Below are 18223 nucleotides of genomic sequence, written 5' to 3' on the forward strand. Positions count from 1 at the left end.
GGGTCATGGTAGCGCTAGCGCAGCAGCGGGTGCTCGAACAAGCCGTCGAGCCCGCCTAGGTCCCCGCGGCTGCCGAGCCGCAGGCCCTGCGCGCGGGCGCGCTCGAGCGCGGGGAAGCTGTCGTCGTAGAGTCGGATCTTGGCCATGCCCTCGGCGACGAGGCGCTCGAAGTAGGCGGGCCCGCCCCCGCGGCGCGGCTCAAAGTGAGCGTGGAGATCCGTGACCGACGGGAACTCTGCCGTCAGCGCCAGGCGTCGCGCGTGTCGCCACTTCCAAGGCGGCAGCGTCACGACGAGCTCACGGTAGGCCTTGGGGCCGGGCCCCCGGGTGACCAGGGTGCCGAAGAGATCGAAGACGAGCCCGCGAATCGGCACAAGACCTGCCTAGCGAGGCGCACCGCAAGTCGCGGCTACGGATCCGGCGCCGCCCGAGTTACCCTGTGCGCTGATGTCTGCCGACAAGCAGGTTCTCGAGTCTCTCGCCTTCCTCTACCTGACCTTCGGGCACAGCACCGACGGCCAACTGGCCGCCGACGAGATGCGGCTGCTCGCCGCCAAGCTGCGCGAGTGGGCCCCCGACACGGAGCTCGGCGACATCGGTGAGCTCCTCCGCAGCACCGTCGCCAGCTACAAGGCCGCCGACGACAAGCTCGGCGAGGCCCGCAAGATCACCACCGGGCTCAAGGGCACCCTCGACGACGAGCAGCTCCGGAAGGTGCTCACCGACCTCGAGAGCATCGCCGAAGCCGACGGCAAGGTCGTCGATGAAGAGAAGGCCTTCATCGAAGAGACCCGCGCCGGCTGGTTTTGACCCCCGCAGGCGGCCGCCTAGGCGGGGCGCCTAGGCGGGGCTCACGACGGCGGCGACGATCTCGGGGGCGACCTCGTACTGCTCGAGGAAAGCCTTGCGCTCCCGCTTCATGCGCGCGACCCAGTCGTTGTACTCGTCCATGCGCCCGGCCTTCTCGAAGAAGCGGCGCGGCTGGAGGATCTCGGCGGGCACGCGCTCGATCAGCGCCGCGTTGGCGGGCGCGTCGACGTCGACGACCTCGTAGCCAAAGTCGGGATCCACGGTCCACACGACGCCGTGACCGAGCATCGCCTCGAGCATGGCCGAGGAGTGGCGGATCTTGACCTTGAGCGCGACGCCCTGCTCGACGCCCTCGGCGTCACCGCCGACGTAGCCCGTGTTCATCAGCCACATCGTGGTCTTCTCGAAGGTCGCGGCGAGCTCCGAGAAGCGCGCGGCCTGGAGGCTGTGGGCGAGCGGGAAGAAGGGCTGGGTGAAGGGCGAGCGGGTCTTGCCGCGCTCCTTGCCGGCCGCCGAGGTCTTGCTGGTCTCGCCGAGCATCAGGTAGCCCGCGGCCTGCTCGGGGCTGGCGAAGCGCACGAGCCCGGGGGTCGCGGCGTCGGGGCCCTCGTCGCGGTTGAGGATCCCGAGCGAGTGGAGGGGCTCGAGCTCTTCGAGCACCGCGGCGTCCTCGATCGAGCTCATCGGGATGATCGAGCGGCCGTTCTCGGTCCACATCACGAAGTCCCAGCCGTCCTTGGGGATGCCCTCGACGACGAGCTCGTCGAGCTCGACCTCGCCCGCGATGTAGCGATCGACGTTCTCGGCCGGGGCCCCGGTGCCGATCAGGGTGTCGCGGAGGCGGCGGACGTCGGCGGGTGAGAGCGCGCGCTTGGAGAACTCGGGCTTGCCCTCGGCGTCGAGGTAGACGTTCTCGATCCAGGCCTCGGGCGAGATCGTGCCGCGGTAGATGACGGGCTCGGTGGCCTCGGCCAGGCCCCAGGTCTTGGCGAAGCAGCCGTTCTCGGTCACCGAGATCTCGCCGCCGGGCCACAGGGTGATCATGTCGTCCTGGACCGGCTTGGTCGCGTCGCCCTGCTTCGAGAAGGTCGTGGTCGTCTTGCCCGTGCCCGAGAGCCCGAGGATGCCCATCGTCACGCGGCCGCCGCCGTCGACGATCTCCTTGGCCCCCGCGTGCATGACGAGGCCGCCGTTGCGATACTGGAACTCGGCCAGCATCCGCAGCGCGCCCTTCTTGCTCTCGCCGAAGTAGTCGGCGCCCATGATGTAGGTGACGTAGTTGTCGAGGTCGACGACGATCGCCTGGTTGCCGGGCACGCAGGCGATGTCCTCGATGTTGAAGTCGGGCGTGTAGACCAGGCGAAAGGCCGGCTCGAACTCACGCGTGGCCGCGTCTGAACCCTCGACGCGCTCGCGCGGGAACGAGAGGATCTGCTGCATCGCCGCGATGTTGGCGCCCTCGACCGTGTAGCACCACTGGACCGGGACCGCGTGCGGGCCCACGCCGACGTAGCCTTCGATCAGGATCAGCTTGTTCTTCTCGCGCACGTACGCAGCCTGGGCGTCGATCAGCTCCTGGGCCTGCTCGAGACCGATCGTGTTGTGCGAGTACGCCTCGGGCTTGCCCGCGCGGTCGATGACGTAGGTGTACTTCGCCATCCGAGCCTTGTTGCGCGCGATCTTGTTGATGCTGCCGTAGACAGTCTCGACGCAGTGGGGCGTGTGCGCGAGGGCGAGCTGGCGCAGGTCGGCCTGGCTTGGGTTGGCCAGGATCTCGACGTTGAAGGGAAGGGCTGGCTGCTTGGGGAGCTCGAGTCGGCGCGTCATTTTTAATCGTCTCCAGGACTCGGGAGCGAGGATGCGCGCTTCGATAGCACTTTGAACGAGGGCGATCCACCGGCCGGCGAGAGCAGTCGTTGCGCGCGCCGAGATCGCCCCCGTGGCCGCGCTCACGAGGTGGCAGCCCTCACGAAGGGGCAGCCCAGACGCCGAGCACGTTGCCGCTGGGGTCGCTAAAGTGGAAGCGCCGCCCGCCCGGGAAGTCGAAGGGCGGCTCGACGATGCGCCCGCCCGCGCGCTCGACCGCCGCGACGCTGGCGTCGAGATCGTCCGAGAACAGCACGACCAGCGGCCCGCCGCTCGTGACCTCCTCGCGCTGCGCGAGCCCACCGACCTCGCGCCCCGTCCCGCCGCCGGGCCCCTGGATCCCGGCGTAGCCCGGGCCGTAGTCGTTGAAGGTCCAACCGAAGGCTGCGGCGTAGAAGCGCTTGGCCTCGGCCAGGTCGGTGGCCTGAAGCTCGATGTAGTCGATCGCGTGGTGGGTGTGCATGGCGCTCGGGCGCGAGGATACCCGAGCGAACGAGTCGCGCGCGGCCCTCGACCTTCGTGATTTCGCGCAGGCGCTCGAGCCCGCGAAGTCGCGCCCCGGGGTCACGCTGAGCGCGAGAGAGTCAGTGACAACGCTCGCCCTCCCGGCGTAAATTGCCCGGGCATGACCTCGGCCCGAGACGTCTTCCTCGCGCATCTGACCGCGAGCGCGGATGACGAGCGCTACGCCGTGGTCGTCGACGCCCGGCACTCGCTGACCAGGGCCAAGCTCGAGGCCCTCGATCAGGTCGAAGGTCTCGACGAGGGCGGCCTGCGCCTGGTCATGCCCGGGCTCTACCAGCAGATCATCGCAACCACGATCCAGATCGCGGCGCGGGTCGGCGTCGCCGTCGGGCTCGCGCTCGAGGCCGTCGACGAGCTCCGCAGCCAGGTCGCGATCGGCAGCTTCTCGCGCCCGGTCCGAGATCAGATGACCGAGACCGGCATCGCGATGAAGCGGCGCCACTCGAGCCGCATCGCCAGGCTCGTGTCCGAGGTCGAGGCCCAGCGACTCGCGTGGCGCCACAACCATGAGTTCATGTCGTGGCTCGGGTTTCGCCGCGACGACGAGCGCTACCCTGCCCCGGATCGCCGCGCGCGGCTCGAGGCCTTCAAGATCGTCGATCGACTCCTGCGCAGCCGCGAGGCGGTCTCCGCGATGGTCGGGCACCCGCTCGCGGTCGCGCTCGAGGCCCACGATCGCTTCATGCTCGGCAACCGCTGGCGCCTCGATCCCACCGTCCCCGAGCACGCGGTCGAGGCCTATGTCTGGCCGCTGCTGGGCTTTCAGACCGAAGAGGTCACCAACATCGAGCTCGCGCGCTACCACTTCGACGCGCTGGTCGCCGCCGGGGTCGACGATGCGACCCGCGGGGAGAAGCTTGGCGAGCTGCTCAAGCTCTTCGTCAAGCAGCTGGCGAACTCGCTGGAGCACGTCCCCGAAGGCATCGGAGCCGGGGTCTTGTAGCTCCGAGGCTCCCAACGCCCGCAACTCATCGGGGCCCTCCAGGAGGTCTTGGAGCTCGACTTCCAGCCGCTTTGCTACGCCGACAACGCCACCAGCCGCCCCGCATCCAGCAGCCCTTCAAACTGCGCGATCACCCGTCGAGCCGTCGCCTCATCCCCCAGCAGCAACCCGGCCTCGATGTTCCGGGCCTGCGCGGCCTGTGTGAAGTTCGCGGAGGTGATCAAGACCTCGGCACCATCCACGACGATGCACTTCGCGTGCATGCACGCCCGCTCCGACGTCTCGTCCCGCGTCAGCAACGCTCGCGGGTCATGAAACAGCTCGGGCAAGCGCTCGCCCGGCCAAAGGTCCCGCACAAAGCGCTCGACGAAGACCCGAACGAGCGCCGCACTCTCCGTCGTCGTGTCCTTCCAGTCCCGCCCAACATTCACGAACATCCGCACCCGCAGCTCGGGTCGGGCATCCATGTTCCGGGCCAACGGAGCCCACAGCCCCTGGCCGCGGGCCCGGGCCTCGTCGCTCGTCGGCTGGTCGACGGCGTAGTTCGCCAGCAGCAGATCTCGCTGCGCCCGAGCGCAGAGGCCACGAACCACCACCGCGGTGTCGCGCGCGCTGTGCTGCTCCGGATCGGTCCACACGAGCTCGACCCGCTCTTCCACCGCCCGTTGCGCGCGCCGCTCGGCCGCGAGAGTTCGCAAGAGCACGCTTGCCCCGCGCGGCCCGAGCCCCTGAGCACCGAGCGGGCGGAGCTCGCGGGCGACGAGTTCGGCGAGCTCGCGCGCAACCACTCGTGTCACCGCTGAGAGATCCCCCTCGAGATCGATGCGACCGCTCTCGAACGCGCCAGCGAGCCGTTCGAGCTCGAGCGGGCCAAGACCCTCGAGCAAGCGGCTCATCCGATCACCTCATCTGGGAAGAACTCGACGTCGAGCCGCTCGACGACTCGTGAAGATCGCCAACAGCCCCGACGAGCTCGAGCGCGCCCTCGCGGAGTTCGGCCTCGGGCCGAGGGCTCCACCGCGCCCTCGACCGACGCTGCCTGGCCAGCTCGACCTCGAGCTCGTCGCCTGACCGACCCGCGAGCCCCGGTTGGGCTAGGAGCCCTCGCTGGGGCAGGGAAGGCGTGGTTGCGAGGGCTCCCAAACGCTAGGAGCCCTGCCAGCGGGATGCGAATTTTCGCAACGATGGCGCGTGCTTGGCACGCATCCCACCGGAATTACTGGGGTTCTTTGTGCCGCGTGGTTCCGTTTCGTTCCGGGCGGGGGAGGCTGCCGGAGCAGATTCACAGCACATTCGCGGAACATGTTCTCGGCGGCCGGGCGGTGGCTGAGTGCGGCAGGCGAGGGCCTGGTCCTTGCACTGAGTGCGTCGCTCCTGGTCCGAGATGCATCGAAGTTTAGCTCGGGGGACGAAGCATGACCAGCTAGTGCTCAGGTCCGAGGCCGTCTATCCTACTCCCGGTGACCGATCGAGACATCGAGCGTGAACTCCGAGCCGCCCAGGATCGCAACCGCGCGCTCCACGATGCCCTTTGAGCGCGAACGAAGCTGAGCCTCAACAGCCAGTTCCTGCTCGACTCGCTCACCCTCGAGGACGCCGTCATCGAACCACGCGCCGAGGCCACGTACCGCCCGCCCCGGTTCGCGTCTCGGCTCCTGCCCAAGCACTTGTTTCGCGCCCTCGAACAACGGCTCGCCGAGCTGCGCGCCATCAACGACGTCATGGCAGGCATCGAGGTCGATCGCGCCGAGATCCTACTCCATGCAGACCTCGAGCGCCACGAGCTCGTCGACCGTTGGCTCGAGTGGGCCGACGCCTATGTCCAACACCGGCTCTCACGCAAGAACCCCAAGGACGAGGGCAACCCCTTGCTCACCTACCTCCGGATCTACGATGAGTTGTTGCCCTGGTTTGATGAGCTCGCCTACGGAAAACCGGAAGACCGGCGGATCGACACTGTCCACCGTCACATCCTCGGCTCGGTCGTGGAGTACATCCCCTGGCGCCTCTACCCAGGAGCAACTTGCGGAGCGATCCGACCTCTCCCCCGACACCGTACGCCGCATCGAACTAAACAGAGGAACGACCACTGTCGTCACACTGACGAAGCTTGCTCGTGGGCTCGCTATCCGGCCGAGTACACTCTTCGCCAGATTGGAGCAAGGGCGATCTTTGCTGCACCTTGAGATCGTGGACCTGCTGGAGTCCCGGTCGAACAAGGAGTACGAACTCGGCTCAAAATATTGAGGATCCTGTTCGCCAGTGACAATCATCACAGCAGCAACCAATAGGCCACCCCCAAACGGTCGACAAAAGATTGTCCTGGGTTCGCCGAAAAGGTAGCGTAGTGCCCATGACCAAGCCTGGAGACGTCGTCGAGAGTGCCCTGAGCTGGGTTTCCGGCGGACCGGTAGTGAATGCCATCAAACTTGCAGCCAAATGGGGCCAGGAGATAATAGCGGAAGAAAACAGTCGGCAACAAAACGCCGACTATGAACTCATCCTGGCAGAGATCGCCAACTGCGCCGAACACCGGGACAGAGTCCAAGAGTTCGAGTGGTACCAACAACGGCTCAGAGACCCACATGTCTCAGAGAAGATCTTGGGGACATTTCGGTCGATGCAGCGGGCCCAAAGCCGCTCAGCGCGAGTCTCAGCAGCGAAACTGCTTGGCAAGTACCTTGGTTCTGGGAAGATTTCAGATCACCTATTCCGTTCACTAGGCCGCTTCCTGGAAATGGCGAACGATGATGAGGTGAGGTGCGCGATCGAAATCTCTCAGATCGTACGGAGTCATAAAGAAGCGGGACTTGAACTCAGCGCGACCGCCAAGGGGGTGAGGCTTCGAAGCCAGGCCAAACTTTCGCCTGACGCCATCCCAATGACCAGTCCACCTGCCATCGTGAGGCAGACCATGGTCCAACTGAAGCAAGTCGGGCTTGGACTTGAAGCTGCGAGTGGACTGAACAGCATCTCATCTCCTGGAACCATCCTCTTCACGGAAGACCTGATCAGCAGCGCCGCCACGATGGGCGCCTATCTGGTTGCAGACCCACTTGTGGAGGAGCGCATTCTACACTGGGTCGCGGAGCAGCCTGAAACGTGGACCCGAACCATAGATTTGCGTGACTGGCTGGACCAGCAAATCCCGGGCGGCATTCGCCCCAGTGAACTGGATTCTGCCCTTCGAAAACTCAGCCAAGAGAAGATGATCGCCATAAAGATCGAAGACATGCTGAGTTATATCCGTACCATCAGTCCTGACACCAACGAGGCGTCATGAGCATCTCATACGACGATATCATTCAAGCAATTACTGTCGATCGACACTCTGTCGTTTGCATCGATGATGGAGGATCCCCGCATCACAAGTTAGGCGCAGAGTTTCTCGTTCAGGGCTTCCATCTCTTTGTCGCCATCGTCTGTTCGCCCGAGAGCTACATTGAGCTGACCGCAGCTCACGAGGACTGGAAAAAGAAAGCCGCCGAACGTCTCGGAATCTCGCGGGACCCGGAACTACATGCCGCCGACCTAAACATTCCCAAGAGCAATTCAACCTGGAAGGGCGTAGACTCTGAGGTGCGAGCGAATTTGATGCGGGAGGCGGCCGACAAGTTTCTTCCGCATGTGGACAAGGTCGCGTACGGATACATCGGCAAAGATCAGCACCTTGAAATTATGAGTCACCCGGGGGTGCAGTCGGCAGTCGAGAGTCAAGGAGACCTGGCCGAGCGCTTCAAAGACGTCAAAAAAGGTCTCGAGCTAACATTTTACAAGGCACTCTCAAATCTGCTCGCACAGAGTACCGCGGAGACTTTCATCGTAATGCAGGATGCGGGACGCATCGCGCCCGAGAACATCGAGACGATATTCCAACCTCACGTCAATATCTGGGAAAGCAGCGTCATTCATTTGGACTCCGAAGTCATCGCGGGCATACAGGTGGCCGACCTGATATCCTGGTCGCTCAACAGGGAAGCGTTCACCAAGAGTCGGATTAGCCAAGGTGACGACCCGACGCCATTCGGCATGATTGCGAACGAAGTTCGCAAGGCCGTCAAGCCAAAGCTGATTCATCTCTTCGATGTGCCGGACGACTCCGCAGCTTCCGTGTAGAAGCGACAGACTCAACTCTGCGGTAGGAACGCCCCCACCCCACAGCCGTTTCTGTAGCTGCGATCCGGCCTACGGTGGCAGGTATGAAATACCTGCTTCCAGTCGCAGTGGCAGGTGCCGAGACTCGTCCAGTGGTGGGTCGTGCTATCTTCGCTCAGCCAAATCTGCCCCATCGTAGGGGCAATCCAACGATGAGCATCAGGAAGCGAAAGTGGCGCGACAAGCAAGGGCGCCAACACGAGAAGTTGCAGTTGCGAGGGGCGCAGCGCGGGGCTGTACGGGCGTTGTGGGGGGCGGCGCGGGCGTCTGGGTGTCAGAGGTGGAACGGGCGGCAGGCGATCGAGCAGCGAGTAGCGTGGCCCGGTCTTCGGCCTTGTTGCCCGCGCTCGGGAGCTCGTGTCGCTTGCACAGCTTCGCTAGCTCTCTGGCGTTGAGGCGACCGAGGATCGCGTCGAGAGTTGCGGCCTCGGTCGCGTTCAGAGCTTCGATGAGCTGGTCGGCGTCGGCTGCGGCGGGGATGTCGAGTTCAAAGTGCTGGCGCAACCGAAGGAGTCGCTTGCGACTGAGCTGATCGAGAATGCTGCGCTTGCTCGGCATGCGCCACGCCCCGCTCGACGTGGTCGTCGGCCTGCGAGGCGTATCTGGGACGGGTCGCTGCGGACAGGACTCGTTTCGGCGCGATGTCGCCCCCGAACTTGGCCGGTCCCGTTGCTGCCCGCCCTCCCGCAAGAGACGGTGGCCCAGCTCCCGGGCACCTCGCTGGCTCACGCATGAGCTCTGCAAAGCGAGCCCACGACGGCCGAGTAGCTGGTCGTGGCTGCTCCCTCGCCGTGCTCGACGACTCCGCGCCGAGACAGCTACCAGCGCCGCCGGCCCGACGAGACGCTGCTGTACCAGCTCATCGATGAGCACTGGCCGACCTTCCTCGAGCGCGCCGAGCAGTCCGCCGGCTTGCCTGACTTCATCGTCGAGGAGTTCGAGGCCTACCTGCGCTGCGGCATGCTCGAGCACGGCCTCGCCCAGTTTGCTTGCCGGCAATGTGGCGAGTCGCTGGCCGTGGCGTTCTCGTGCAAGAAGCGAGGATTCTGCCCGTCATGCACGGGCCGGCGCATGGCTGACGTCGCGGCCCACCTCGTCGACGAGGTGTTCCCGGAGGTCCCGGTGCGGCAGTGGGTCTGCTCGCTGCCGTGGCGGCTGCGCTATGCGATGGGCTACGACCGCAAGCTATGTGCTGACGTGCTCGACGCGTTCATCGTCTCGTTGCGCCGCTCGCTTCGGCGCCGAGCGAAGGCGCAGCTCGGCCTGCGCTCGGTCGACGATCCGCTGTTCGGTGCCGTCACTTTCATTCAGCGCGGCGACTCCTCGCTGCGCCTGAACGTGCACTTCCATTGCCTCGTGATCGACGGCGTGTACGTGAGGGACGAACGAGGTGCGCTGCGCTTCCACGAGCTCGGCGCTCCCACCCACGAGGAGCTCACCGACGTAGCGAGGTGGACCCACGAGCGACTCGGCCTCGTGCTCGAACGTCACGGTCGCTCGCTCGACGAGCTCGCCGGTGACGCCGCGACCGACCTACTCGGGCAAGAGCAGCCGGTCCTCGCGTCGTGCTATGGGGCCTCGACCGCGGACCGACAGCTGCTCGGCGACGCACCTGGGCAGTAGACTCGCAAGCTCGCGCACGCGGTGCGAGAAGTCGCCAAGCCCAACGACGCGCTCGCCGAAGTTGGTGGCGTAAACGTGCACGCGGGCGCGGCCGTGCCTCGCCGCGATCGCCAACTCCTCAAGGTCGCCAAGGGCTTCGGCCTGTCCGTCGGCAGGCTGCTCGACGACAACTTCGACGAGATCGACGAGGTCAGCGCGTACATGCGCCAGCTGCCGGAGATGGAGCAGGAGGTCGCCACCGCGGTGCTCCGCATGCTCCACGACTACGCGACCGGCGAGATCTGAGCACCGACCGCCACGACGGGTCGGGATCGACGAGTCACTCGCCGGCCCGGCCCGTTCGATCTACGTGGCCTGGTCGACGAGCCTACTTGTGGTCGTCGGGATCGCCACCCTAGGTCCAATCCTCGTCGGAAGACCATTTCCATTCATCACCTGATGATAAAAATCCACCAGCATCATTACTAATGAAATCAGCAATATTGTGAAACACAACTTCCCCTTGAAGCGTGAGTGCGATGATATGAGTGTTGCGGTTCTTCATATCCGGAATGGAAAAAATACAGACACCGCCCGGCTCTCGGGGGATAACCTCTGTATTGTCCTCAATGCATCGCAATGCACTGGTATGAGTGACGAGCTCCGGAGTTATCTTCTTGGCCGCCATGATTGCCACGATCATGAGACCCCGCGCATCGGTCTCGATGGCGATTCCGGCCTCCCGACCTTTCTTGAGAACGCTCCAGAGCCCCAACCCCGCCGCCTTTATAAAATCCCACGTAAGACCAGACGCCACGGCACCAAGCACCCATAGGGCAATGCCGAACTCTCCCTCACTATGGGGCGGCCGCCCCGGATCATCCCACCGCTTGTCAAAGTAGGGGTCGAGTTTTTCGTCAACTACCCTAAGAATCGGATTAAGCGCAGCATTGAACTCGTCCTCGGCATCCCGCAGCCGTTGCTCATACTCTTCCTCCCCTGCACCCAACTCATCGCCATCAATTGGCGTCCATGCGCCCTCCCCTTCAGGGATGTAGATGTACACGACGAGACCATCCTCGAGGTTTCCGGGTTGGTCAGGAATCCGGGTCGCCATGACCCACTATATATCCAATCTGGGCGCACCCTCTACCGGTGCGACGGGAACAGAGTGCGTGATTTCTCACAGATCGCCTCGGACAGGACAGATCACAGCCGGTTCGGCAGCATCTGATCGCCCCCAGGTCGAGACGTGCCAAGCGCTACACTTCGAGGCGTTCGAGTGTTGCGGCCGTGTGCCCGGGGTCGTCGCGCCCGACAAACCTCGAACCGCGGTGACCCACGCGGCCTGGGATGGCCCCGAGCGCTTCCACAGCTTGGGTTGTATCGGTGATCGGTCAGCGTGATCCGCAAGCAGACGCCTGCTGCGATGGCAGTCCCTACTTGTCATTGTCGGGTAAGGTGTCGGTGAAGGCATCTTGCAGACGCACGGAGCCTGTGGCAGCGCCCCGCTCCGCAGCTCGCGGCTCTGGACCCCGACTCGGCACCACGCTGCTGAGCCTCAGCCAGAGCGTGCTCGCGCTCGAGCGCGCAGGCTCGCTCTGCTCAGGCTGCCGAGGCGTAAGGTGTCGGTGAAGGCATCTTGCAGACGCACGGAGCCTGTGGGCAGCGCCCAGCTCCGCAGCTCGCGGCTCTGGACCCCGACCGCGGCACCACGCTGCTGAGCCTCGGCCAGAGCGTGCTCGCGCTCGAGCGCGCAGGCTCGCTCTCCTCAGGCTGCCGAGGCGACGGCGTCCGGCGACCAGTTCTGCGGCAGCAGCTCAGCCAGTCGCTTCTGCGGCCACCCATCGGCGATCCGTGTCAAGACGTCACGCAGGTAGGCCCACGGCTCGACGCCGTTGAGCTCGCAGGTGCGGATCAGTGAATACATGATCGCCTTCCGCCTCCCGCTCGCGTCGTTCCCCGCAAACTGCCAATTGTTCCGTCCGACCGCGATCCCCCTGAGGGCCCGCTCGGCGCCAGTGTTGTCCAGAGGCAGGCGACCATCTTCGAGGAAGCGCTCGAGCGCGCGTCGCTGATTGAGGGCGTAGGTGAATGCGCGGGCCAGCGGCGAAGACGGCGGCTCGGTCCCCGCGTGCTCCGTGATCCACTTGAAGAGCGCGAGGAGCAACGGCCGCGAGTGCTTGATTCGTAGCCGCCGTCGAGCTTCGGGCTTCAGCCCGCGGAGCTTCGCCTTGCGCTCGACCTTGTACATCTTCTTGATCATCGCCAGCGGCACGGCGGCCCGCGCATCGCCGCCGTCTTTGGCCTCGACGAAGTAGCGCCGTGCGTGGGCCCAGCAGCCGACCTCGACCGCGCGCGAGCCCGGCCAGTTGAAGACCCGGTCGTAGCCCTTGTACGCGTCGGCCTGGATCCAGCCTTCGCGCCCGCGCAAGAACTCGCGCGTCGCGTCCGCCTTCCAGTCGGGCGTGTACTCCAAGTAGGCGAGCTTGCCGTCGCCGAGGTAGCCCCACAGGTGACCGCGCTTGCTGCCTTCGGGGTCCTTGTTGTCGAGCACCTGCACGCCGGTGTCGTCGGTCTGCAGCACGTGTGACGCCAGCACGGTCTGGCCGAGCAGCTCGTGCAAGGGCGCGAGCAAGCTGGCGCACGCGCGGAGCCAACCGACCATCGTCGAGACCGTCAAGTCGAGGCCGTCTCGCGCGAAGATCTTGACCAGGCGATTCAGCGGAAGATGATCGGCGTACTTGCTCACGATCACGTGCGCGAGCAGCCCCGGCTCGGCGAGGCCGCGCACGATCACCTGCGGTGGACAAGGCGCCGTCACCACCGGCCCGTCGCCGCTCTTGGGCGCGTACTTGGCTCGCTTGGTGTGCACATGGATGAAGTGCCCTTGCCTCCAGTCGAGGGTGTGCGACTCGGCGTAGCCGATGAAACCCATGTCGTCGCAGCCCTCGAGCTGCGAGCGCTCGACGTCGATGACTCGCTCCTCGACCGGCAAGTGCTCGGGCGCTCGTTGCCGCCGCGAAGGCCGCACCTGCATCATGGCACCTTTCCGCCCGGGTCGTCTCGCTCGCGTCCCTGAGCTTCGCGCCGCCGGCCGCCGACGCCCGCGGACCCCTCGACGACGCCCTGCGCTCGGGGCTGTTCAGCGTCGCCTACGGCCCGGGCTTCTACTCGGGCTACACGGCCCAGAGCGCGATGCTGGCCGCCGACCCCGACTGGGAGGTCCAGGTCTGGCAGCGCGACCCGGAGACCGGCGAGCTCGTCGAGGTCGCCCGGGTCACCGGCGAGGACAACGACGATGACGACGACGATCTCGAGGAGGAGCGAGGTCACCACCGACATCCCCGAGTACAAGGCCAAGATGCCCAACCCCCACGACGGCCGCGACATCGACAAGGTGCGGGGCTACGGCGCCTCACCGCTGATCCCGGTCCAGACCTGCGCCGAGGAGAACGTGCTGTGCCAAACGGGGGACACCTACCCTAACGAGGACATCTTCTTGCACGAGTTCGCCCACAGCATGCACTGGGGCATGAGCGAGGTCTACGGCAAGTCCTTCGACGAGGAGCTCGCCGCGCTCTACGCCAAGGCAAAGGCCAAGGCCGACAAGCTGGGCAAGAAGGGCAAGACCTACGCGGTGACCAACGTGCAGGAGTACTTCGCCGAGGGCGTCCAGTCGTGGTTTGCGCTCAACGACGAGGCGATCCCGACCAACGGGATCCACAACCACGTCAACACCCGCGCGGAGCTGCGGGCCTTCGACCGTGGCCTCCACGACTTCCTGGCCCGCTACCTGCCGGACGACAACAACAACTGCAGCTGCCACGCCCAGGCTCGCTGAGGACCGCTCAGGGCGGGGGCTGGGGGGCCTGGTCCTCGTCCCCGAAGACCAGCAGATCCTCGCAGTCGAGCAGGACGTCGAGGTCCCACCAGCCTTGCTCAGAGTCGACGATGTCGAGCACGTGGCAGTTGGACCGCCAGCCCTCGTGTTGCTCGTGTTCGGGATCGAGCGCGACGACCCATGCGCTGTCCTGGGTCTCGAAGATGAAGGTCGGCTCCACGCACTCGTCGGCGGGCGTCGGCGGGGGGCAGGGGCCATCGCAGCCGACCCGCGCGATGTAGCTGCGGTAGTTGGCCTCGGCCGCCTCACCGCAGGGGCCCTCGAAGCTGAGCGAGTCCAAGGAGTTGATGTCGTAGCCTCGAAGCTGGCCGTGGGTCCGGTCGAGGAGCGTGAGGACCTCACCGTTTTGGTGCTCGAAGTCGACGGCCTGCCGGGTGACGAAGCAGTCCGGGTAGTTTTGCAGCTCGGCGGGGGCACACAGGCCGGGCTGGGTAGGCTCGACGTCGACGATGGGGTCGAAGATCTCGGCGAAGGGGGCGTCGAAGTAGTCGGGGCCGAAGGCCTCGGCGAAGTACAGGCCGTAGAAGTTGACGAGCACGAGCTCGCCGCCCTCGTCGAGCGAACGCACGACGTCGAAGCGGTCGCAGCCCTCGCAGTTGGGGTCGCGGTAGGAGTCGAGCTGGAGCTCGGCGCCGACGAAGATCCCCTGGGGGATCAGGAAGTGGTTTTGACGGATGTGGAGCACGAAGTCGGCGACCTCGTCGTACTCGTTGCACTCGTTGGAGTGGCAAAAGCCGCTGTCGCAGAACCCGACCCGGCAGCCGTGGCTCAGGTGGCCGCAAGGGTCGGTGTCGGGCAGCGGGCTGCACACGCCCTCGATGCACTCGATCAGGCAGTCGTTGTTCCACCCGATCGCGCACGAGGTGTGGTCGGGGACCGGCGCGTACACGCAAACGCCGTCTTCGCCGCACTCGCCGACGCCGCAGCCGTAGGGATCATCGAGCTCGCCGCAGTCCTCGTCGCTGACGCACGCCCCGGGCCCGCCGGTGTCGGTCTCGGTCTCGGTCTCGGTCTCATCGGCGGTCTCGGTCTCGGCCCCATCGGAGCTCGTGGCTGGGGGACCGGTCTCGGTGCTGGTGTTGGTGGTGGTGACGGTCTGGCCGTCGTCTCCTTCGGCGTTTGGAGCCGCGCCAGGGCACGCTCCGAGCACGAGGCTGAGACCGACCAAGGTTGAGGTCTGAGCGGGACGTTGCAATCTTCAGTTTATGACACAGGTCCAGTGGGCGGTCGAACACCGGCACAGCTGATCTCGAGGGTGCACTCGGTGCATCCTCTGGGGCTTGCTTGCGGCGCGTCGAGCTTGGACCCTCGTGTCATGGGCAAGTTCGCCAACACCGACGCGTACCTCGAGGCGATCACTGACCCCGACAAGCGGGCCGCGCTCGAGCGCATCCGCGAGCTCGTCGCCAAGGCGGCCCCGCAGGCCGAGGAGTGCATGAGCTACGGGGTGCCGGCGTTTTGCGTCGGCGGCCGCCCGCTCGTGGCCTACGCGGCCTTCAAGGCCCACTGCGGCTTGTCCCCCCTGAGTCCCGCGCTGATCGAGGACTTCGCCGCGCAACTCGAGGGCTTCAGCACCAGCAAGGGGACGATCCGATTTGCCCCCCGAGGCGCCGCTCTCGGCCAAGCTGATCCACCAGCTGGTCAAGGCCCGCCTGCGCGAGCTGGCGAGCTCCCGCTAGCCTTGGAGCTCAGGACAGAGCCCGTCAGCTTCTCGCTCCCAGGCTCTGTCCTTTATTGGTGAGTCCTCGCCGTCCCTCCCAGCCCAGCCCCGATCGTCAGGACTCGAGGTCGTGGAGAGTCATGTGTGTGAGGTAGTCACGCTTGCCGACGTTGACCCCCGCGCTGCGCAGCAGGTTGTAGGCCGTGGTCAAGTGAAAGTAGAAATTGGGCTGGGCGAACTCGCGGAGGTAGTGGGCGCCGGTGGTGGCCTTCCCCGGCAAGAAGGACAGGGCGATCTCGCGCTCGGCCGCCCCCGCGAACTGGCCCTCGTCGAGGGTCTCGAGGAAGGCCAGGGTCTTGCGGATGCGCGCTTGCAGCTCGGGGATGGTCTTTTCCGTGTCCTCGAACGCGGGCGCCTCCACGCCGGCGAGGCGCGAGCCCGCGAACTTGGCGGTGTCGCAGGCGGCCTGGACCTGGAACGCGAAGGGGCGCATATCCGGCGCGAGACGGAAGCCAACGAAGTCGTCGGGCGAGCACTCCTTGGCCTCGGCGAAGGTGATGGCCTTGTCGATGCAGCCCTCGAGGCCGCGGAGCATGATCGACATCTGAACGACGGAGTCTTGGTAGAGCGACATCCCCGAGACCATCGGTGCTCGCGCGCGCGCCGTCAACGCTCCCCCAAAAACTCTCAGCTGTGCGAGCTGAAGAACTCGCCGCCCTTGCAGATCATCACCAGCTGACCCCACTCGACCTTCCAGGCCCAGACCAGCTGCTCGACCTGGCCAGGGAAGTCGAGGCGTCGCTCGCCCTCGAAGTAGAGCTGCAAGGTCCCGTCGGCGGCGAGCTCGGCCTTCTCGACCCGGGCGTCGTTGAGCACGGTGAACACGGTCAGGGCAGCGGCGACGTCGTGGTCACTCTGCTTGCTGTCGAGCTCGAGTTCGAAGGGGGGCTCGCTCAGGGCCGCGAGCCACGCGGACTCGTCCGGCACCCGGGGCTCCTCGCCGACGAGGCGGACAGGGTGGGGGTCGTCCTTGCTGTGCAGGCGAAGCTGACGCCGGTCGCTGGCGGAGGCTGGCGCCTGGCCGGACAAAAGACCTTCGTGACCCTCGGCCAGCACGCGGGAACCGGGCGAAGATCCTGTTTTGAGATCGCACGGGCTGGGTCATCTACTACAAGCGGATCGAGCGAGGCACGTTCCGCGCGCCGAAGCGTCCCGGCCTTGGCGAGGTCAAGGTCGAGGTCGAAGCGGCCGAGCTGATGCTGATCCTCGAGGGCATCGAGCTCGCGGGCTCACGTCGGCGGTCGCGGTGGGTGCCGGAAAAAAACCTGTGACACTTCGCTGCTGAGGCTGCCTCATACCAGTATGGGAAGCCGCGACGAGCTCCACGATGAGCTCGTCAATGACATTCTGAAGCTGCTGGAGAAGCTGGGTCGTCGAACCGCGCACCTCGAGTTCGAGCTGATGCGGCTGCGCAAGTCAGCCAAGGGCCGGACGTCGGAGCAGATCGACACGTCCCAGCTCTCGCTACTGCTGAGCCTCGTCAGCGAAGCGGACAAGCCCAAGGTCGAAGCGGACGACGAGTCCGAGACGGTCGACCCGCTCGAGGACCTCGACAAATTCGAGGCCAAGATCGACAGCGACCTCGAGGACGCCGACGCCGAAGACATCGACGAGGCCGCGGCCGCCGAAGGCGAAGCGAAGAAGCCTTCGCGGCGGCAACGACCGCCCGAGCACTTGCCGGTCGAGGAGCGAGTCATCGACGTCGAGCGCTCGCAGCTCGAGGGCTGCGACGACATGGGTTTCATCGGCTACGCCGAGTCGCACACCCTCGACTGGAGGCAAGGGCACTTCATCCATGTGCACACCAAGCGAGCCAAGTACGCGCCCAAGAGCGGCGACGGGCCGGTGGTGACGGCGCCTTGTCCACCGCAGGTGATCGTGCGCGGCCTCGCCGAGCCGGGGCTGCTCGCGCACGTGATCGTGAGCAAGTATGCCGATCATCTTCCGCTGAATCGCCTGGTCAAGATCTTCGCACGAGACGGCCTCGACTTGACGATCTCGACGATGGTCGGTTGGCTCCGCGCGTGCGCCAGCTTGCTCGCGCCCTTGCACGAACTGCTCGGTCAGACCGTGCTGGCGTCACACGTGCTGCAGACCGACGACACCGGCGTGCAGGTGCTCGACAACAAGGACCCCGAAGGCAGCAAGCGCGGTCACCTGTGGGGCTACCTCGGCGACGGCAAGCTCGCCTACTTCGAGTACACGCCCGACTGGAAGGCGGACGCGACGCGCGAGTTCTTGCGCGCGCGCGAAGGCTGGATCCAGGCCGACGCGTACAAGGGCTACGACCGGGTCTTCAATTGGCCGGGCTCGCGCGCGGTCGAGGTCGGCTGCTGGGCCCACGCGCGGCGCTACTTCGTCGAGGCCAAAGACGGCGGCGATGCGCGGGCCGCCGTGCCGCTGGCGGTGATCAAGAAGATGTACAAAGTCGAGCGCAAGGCCCCCAGGGGGATCGCGGTCGGACGGAACAATTGGCAGTTTGCGGGGAACGACGCGAGCGGGAGGCGGAAGGCGATCATGTATTCGCTGATCCGCACCTGCGAGCTCAACGGCGTCGAGCCGTGGGCCTACCTGCGTGACGTCTTGATGCGGATCGCCGATGGGTGGCCGCAGAAGCGACTGGCTGAGCTGCTGCCGCAGAACTGGTCGCCGGACGCCGTCGCTTCGGCAGCCTGAGCAGAGCGAGCCTGCGCGCTCG

The 18223-nt window shown here is 65.8% G+C and carries 21 protein-coding genes and 1 pseudogene; 12 read left to right on the forward strand and 10 right to left on the reverse strand.

Annotated elements, in window-relative coordinates; all coding sequences use genetic code 11:
* Positions 1 to 14: 14 nt before the first annotated feature.
* On the reverse strand, positions 15 to 374 hold the full coding sequence (locus ENSA5_RS07700) for an HAD family hydrolase (protein WP_106390985.1): 360 nt from the start codon (positions 372 to 374) through the stop codon (positions 15 to 17).
* A 73-nt stretch (positions 375 to 447) separates the two neighbouring features.
* Between ENSA5_RS07700 and ENSA5_RS07705 the strand changes: the two genes are divergently transcribed.
* Positions 448 to 810: a TerB family tellurite resistance protein gene (locus tag ENSA5_RS07705; RefSeq protein WP_106390986.1), complete on the forward strand. Its 363-nt coding sequence runs from the start codon at positions 448 to 450 to the stop codon at positions 808 to 810.
* Between the two features lie 30 nt (positions 811 to 840).
* Here the strand turns inward: ENSA5_RS07705 and ENSA5_RS07710 are convergent, their stop codons facing one another.
* Positions 841 to 2637: a phosphoenolpyruvate carboxykinase (ATP) gene (locus ENSA5_RS07710; RefSeq protein WP_106390987.1), complete on the reverse strand. Its 1797-nt coding sequence runs from the start codon at positions 2635 to 2637 to the stop codon at positions 841 to 843.
* Positions 2638 to 2776: 139 nt separating this feature from the next.
* Entirely contained in the window at positions 2777 to 3139 is a 363-nt protein-coding gene (locus tag ENSA5_RS07715; protein WP_106390988.1) for a VOC family protein, read from the reverse strand.
* A gap of 162 nt (positions 3140 to 3301) precedes the next feature.
* Here ENSA5_RS07715 and ENSA5_RS07720 point away from each other — a divergent pair, with 162 nt between their 5' ends.
* Entirely contained in the window at positions 3302 to 4144 is an 843-nt protein-coding gene (locus tag ENSA5_RS07720) for a hypothetical protein (RefSeq protein WP_106390989.1), read from the forward strand.
* A gap of 74 nt (positions 4145 to 4218) precedes the next feature.
* On the opposite strand, the gene drmC is transcribed toward ENSA5_RS07720, so the two are convergent.
* A complete protein-coding gene (drmC, locus tag ENSA5_RS07725; protein WP_106390990.1) occupies positions 4219 to 5040 on the reverse strand; it encodes a DISARM system phospholipase D-like protein DrmC in 822 nt (273 codons plus the stop codon).
* A 49-nt stretch (positions 5041 to 5089) separates the two neighbouring features.
* Here drmC and ENSA5_RS39115 point away from each other — a divergent pair, with 49 nt between their 5' ends.
* The gene (locus ENSA5_RS39115) at positions 5090 to 5215 is read left to right on the forward strand and encodes a hypothetical protein (RefSeq protein WP_258182780.1); all 126 of its coding nucleotides are present in this window, start codon (positions 5090 to 5092) and stop codon (positions 5213 to 5215) included.
* 380 nt (positions 5216 to 5595) lie between these two features.
* Here ENSA5_RS39115 and ENSA5_RS07730 read toward each other — a convergent pair whose 3' ends face one another.
* Positions 5596 to 5832, reverse strand: coding sequence for a hypothetical protein (locus ENSA5_RS07730; RefSeq protein WP_146155437.1), 237 nt, complete (start codon positions 5830 to 5832; stop codon positions 5596 to 5598).
* A 226-nt stretch (positions 5833 to 6058) separates the two neighbouring features.
* Here ENSA5_RS07730 and ENSA5_RS39705 point away from each other — a divergent pair, with 226 nt between their 5' ends.
* The 5 genes from ENSA5_RS39705 (at position 6059) to ENSA5_RS07755 (ending at position 10207) form a co-directional block, all read left to right on the forward strand.
* A complete protein-coding gene (locus ENSA5_RS39705) occupies positions 6059 to 6391 on the forward strand; it encodes a helix-turn-helix domain-containing protein (protein WP_181197488.1) in 333 nt (110 codons plus the stop codon).
* Between the two features lie 106 nt (positions 6392 to 6497).
* A complete protein-coding gene (locus tag ENSA5_RS35700; protein WP_146155438.1) occupies positions 6498 to 7427 on the forward strand; it encodes a hypothetical protein in 930 nt (309 codons plus the stop codon).
* Complete coding sequence (locus tag ENSA5_RS35705) at positions 7424 to 8260, forward strand: DUF3800 domain-containing protein (RefSeq protein WP_146155439.1); 837 nt, start codon at positions 7424 to 7426, stop codon at positions 8258 to 8260. Before ENSA5_RS35700 ends, ENSA5_RS35705 begins: the two co-directional genes overlap by 4 nt.
* 813 nt (positions 8261 to 9073) lie before the next feature.
* Positions 9074 to 9922 carry a transposase zinc-binding domain-containing protein gene (locus tag ENSA5_RS07750; protein ID WP_106390995.1) on the forward strand — a complete coding sequence of 283 codons (849 nt, stop codon included), beginning with the start codon at positions 9074 to 9076 and terminating at the stop codon, positions 9920 to 9922.
* A 21-nt stretch (positions 9923 to 9943) separates the two neighbouring features.
* The gene (locus tag ENSA5_RS07755) at positions 9944 to 10207 is read left to right on the forward strand and encodes a hypothetical protein (RefSeq protein ID WP_106390996.1); all 264 of its coding nucleotides are present in this window, start codon (positions 9944 to 9946) and stop codon (positions 10205 to 10207) included.
* A 109-nt stretch (positions 10208 to 10316) separates the two neighbouring features.
* Here ENSA5_RS07755 and ENSA5_RS35710 read toward each other — a convergent pair whose 3' ends face one another.
* Both ENSA5_RS35710 and tnpC (ENSA5_RS07760) read right to left on the reverse strand, forming a co-directional pair.
* Entirely contained in the window at positions 10317 to 10967 is a 651-nt protein-coding gene (locus tag ENSA5_RS35710; RefSeq protein WP_146155440.1) for a hypothetical protein, read from the reverse strand.
* Positions 10968 to 11672: 705 nt separating this feature from the next.
* A complete protein-coding gene (gene tnpC / locus ENSA5_RS07760; RefSeq protein ID WP_106390997.1) occupies positions 11673 to 12944 on the reverse strand; it encodes an IS66 family transposase in 1272 nt (423 codons plus the stop codon).
* A gap of 258 nt (positions 12945 to 13202) precedes the next feature.
* Between tnpC (ENSA5_RS07760) and ENSA5_RS07765 the strand changes: the two genes are divergently transcribed.
* The gene (locus ENSA5_RS07765) at positions 13203 to 13745 is read left to right on the forward strand and encodes a hypothetical protein (protein WP_106390998.1); all 543 of its coding nucleotides are present in this window, start codon (positions 13203 to 13205) and stop codon (positions 13743 to 13745) included.
* Between the two features lie 7 nt (positions 13746 to 13752).
* On the opposite strand, the gene ENSA5_RS07770 is transcribed toward ENSA5_RS07765, so the two are convergent.
* On the reverse strand, positions 13753 to 15000 hold the full coding sequence (locus ENSA5_RS07770) for a hypothetical protein (RefSeq protein ID WP_146155441.1): 1248 nt from the start codon (positions 14998 to 15000) through the stop codon (positions 13753 to 13755).
* 120 nt (positions 15001 to 15120) lie between these two features.
* Between ENSA5_RS07770 and ENSA5_RS07775 the strand changes: the two genes are divergently transcribed.
* Positions 15121 to 15546, forward strand: a complete 426-nt coding sequence (locus tag ENSA5_RS07775; RefSeq protein ID WP_106391000.1) for an iron chaperone — start codon at positions 15121 to 15123, stop codon at positions 15544 to 15546.
* Positions 15547 to 15580: 34 nt separating this feature from the next.
* Here the strand turns inward: ENSA5_RS07775 and ENSA5_RS07780 are convergent, their stop codons facing one another.
* Both ENSA5_RS07780 and ENSA5_RS07785 read right to left on the reverse strand, forming a co-directional pair.
* Positions 15581 to 16099, reverse strand: a complete 519-nt coding sequence (locus tag ENSA5_RS07780) for a DUF1993 domain-containing protein (RefSeq protein ID WP_181197490.1) — start codon at positions 16097 to 16099, stop codon at positions 15581 to 15583.
* Positions 16100 to 16152: 53 nt separating this feature from the next.
* A complete protein-coding gene (locus ENSA5_RS07785; protein WP_146155443.1) occupies positions 16153 to 16452 on the reverse strand; it encodes a hypothetical protein in 300 nt (99 codons plus the stop codon).
* A gap of 170 nt (positions 16453 to 16622) precedes the next feature.
* Between ENSA5_RS07785 and ENSA5_RS39710 the strand changes: the two are divergent.
* A pseudogene (locus ENSA5_RS39710) lies at positions 16623 to 16796 on the forward strand (transposase family protein); the annotation flags it as partial.
* Between the two features lie 31 nt (positions 16797 to 16827).
* Positions 16828 to 18201 carry an IS66 family transposase gene (tnpC, locus tag ENSA5_RS07790; protein WP_106391003.1) on the forward strand — a complete coding sequence of 458 codons (1374 nt, stop codon included), beginning with the start codon at positions 16828 to 16830 and terminating at the stop codon, positions 18199 to 18201.
* Positions 18202 to 18223: the final 22 nt, after the last annotated feature.

Source organism: Enhygromyxa salina, from assembly GCF_002994615.1.
GTDB lineage: Bacteria > Myxococcota_A > Polyangia > Nannocystales > Nannocystaceae > Plesiocystis > Plesiocystis salina_A.

What these genes read in the sequence shown, in the direction of transcription:
- ENSA5_RS07765 (WP_106390998.1), top strand. Translation starts at nt 13,203, where the DNA reads ATGACGACGACGATCTCGAGGAGGAGCGAGGTCACCACCGACATCCCC.
- ENSA5_RS07710 (WP_106390987.1), bottom strand. Translation starts at nt 2,637, where the DNA reads ATGACGCGCCGACTCGAGCTCCCCAAGCAGCCAGCCCTTCCCTTCAAC.
- ENSA5_RS07715 (WP_106390988.1), bottom strand. Translation starts at nt 3,139, where the DNA reads ATGCACACCCACCACGCGATCGACTACATCGAGCTTCAGGCCACCGAC.
- ENSA5_RS07720 (WP_106390989.1), top strand. Translation starts at nt 3,302, where the DNA reads ATGACCTCGGCCCGAGACGTCTTCCTCGCGCATCTGACCGCGAGCGCG.
- tnpC (WP_106391003.1), top strand. Translation starts at nt 16,828, where the DNA reads ATGGGAAGCCGCGACGAGCTCCACGATGAGCTCGTCAATGACATTCTG.
- ENSA5_RS39705 (WP_181197488.1), top strand. Translation starts at nt 6,059, where the DNA reads ATGAGCTCGCCTACGGAAAACCGGAAGACCGGCGGATCGACACTGTCC.
- ENSA5_RS07775 (WP_106391000.1), top strand. Translation starts at nt 15,121, where the DNA reads ATGGGCAAGTTCGCCAACACCGACGCGTACCTCGAGGCGATCACTGAC.
- drmC (WP_106390990.1), bottom strand. Translation starts at nt 5,040, where the DNA reads ATGAGCCGCTTGCTCGAGGGTCTTGGCCCGCTCGAGCTCGAACGGCTC.
- ENSA5_RS07705 (WP_106390986.1), top strand. Translation starts at nt 448, where the DNA reads ATGTCTGCCGACAAGCAGGTTCTCGAGTCTCTCGCCTTCCTCTACCTG.
- ENSA5_RS07780 (WP_181197490.1), bottom strand. Translation starts at nt 16,099, where the DNA reads ATGTCGCTCTACCAAGACTCCGTCGTTCAGATGTCGATCATGCTCCGC.
- tnpC (WP_106390997.1), bottom strand. Translation starts at nt 12,944, where the DNA reads ATGATGCAGGTGCGGCCTTCGCGGCGGCAACGAGCGCCCGAGCACTTG.
- ENSA5_RS35700 (WP_146155438.1), top strand. Translation starts at nt 6,498, where the DNA reads ATGACCAAGCCTGGAGACGTCGTCGAGAGTGCCCTGAGCTGGGTTTCC.
- ENSA5_RS35705 (WP_146155439.1), top strand. Translation starts at nt 7,424, where the DNA reads ATGAGCATCTCATACGACGATATCATTCAAGCAATTACTGTCGATCGA.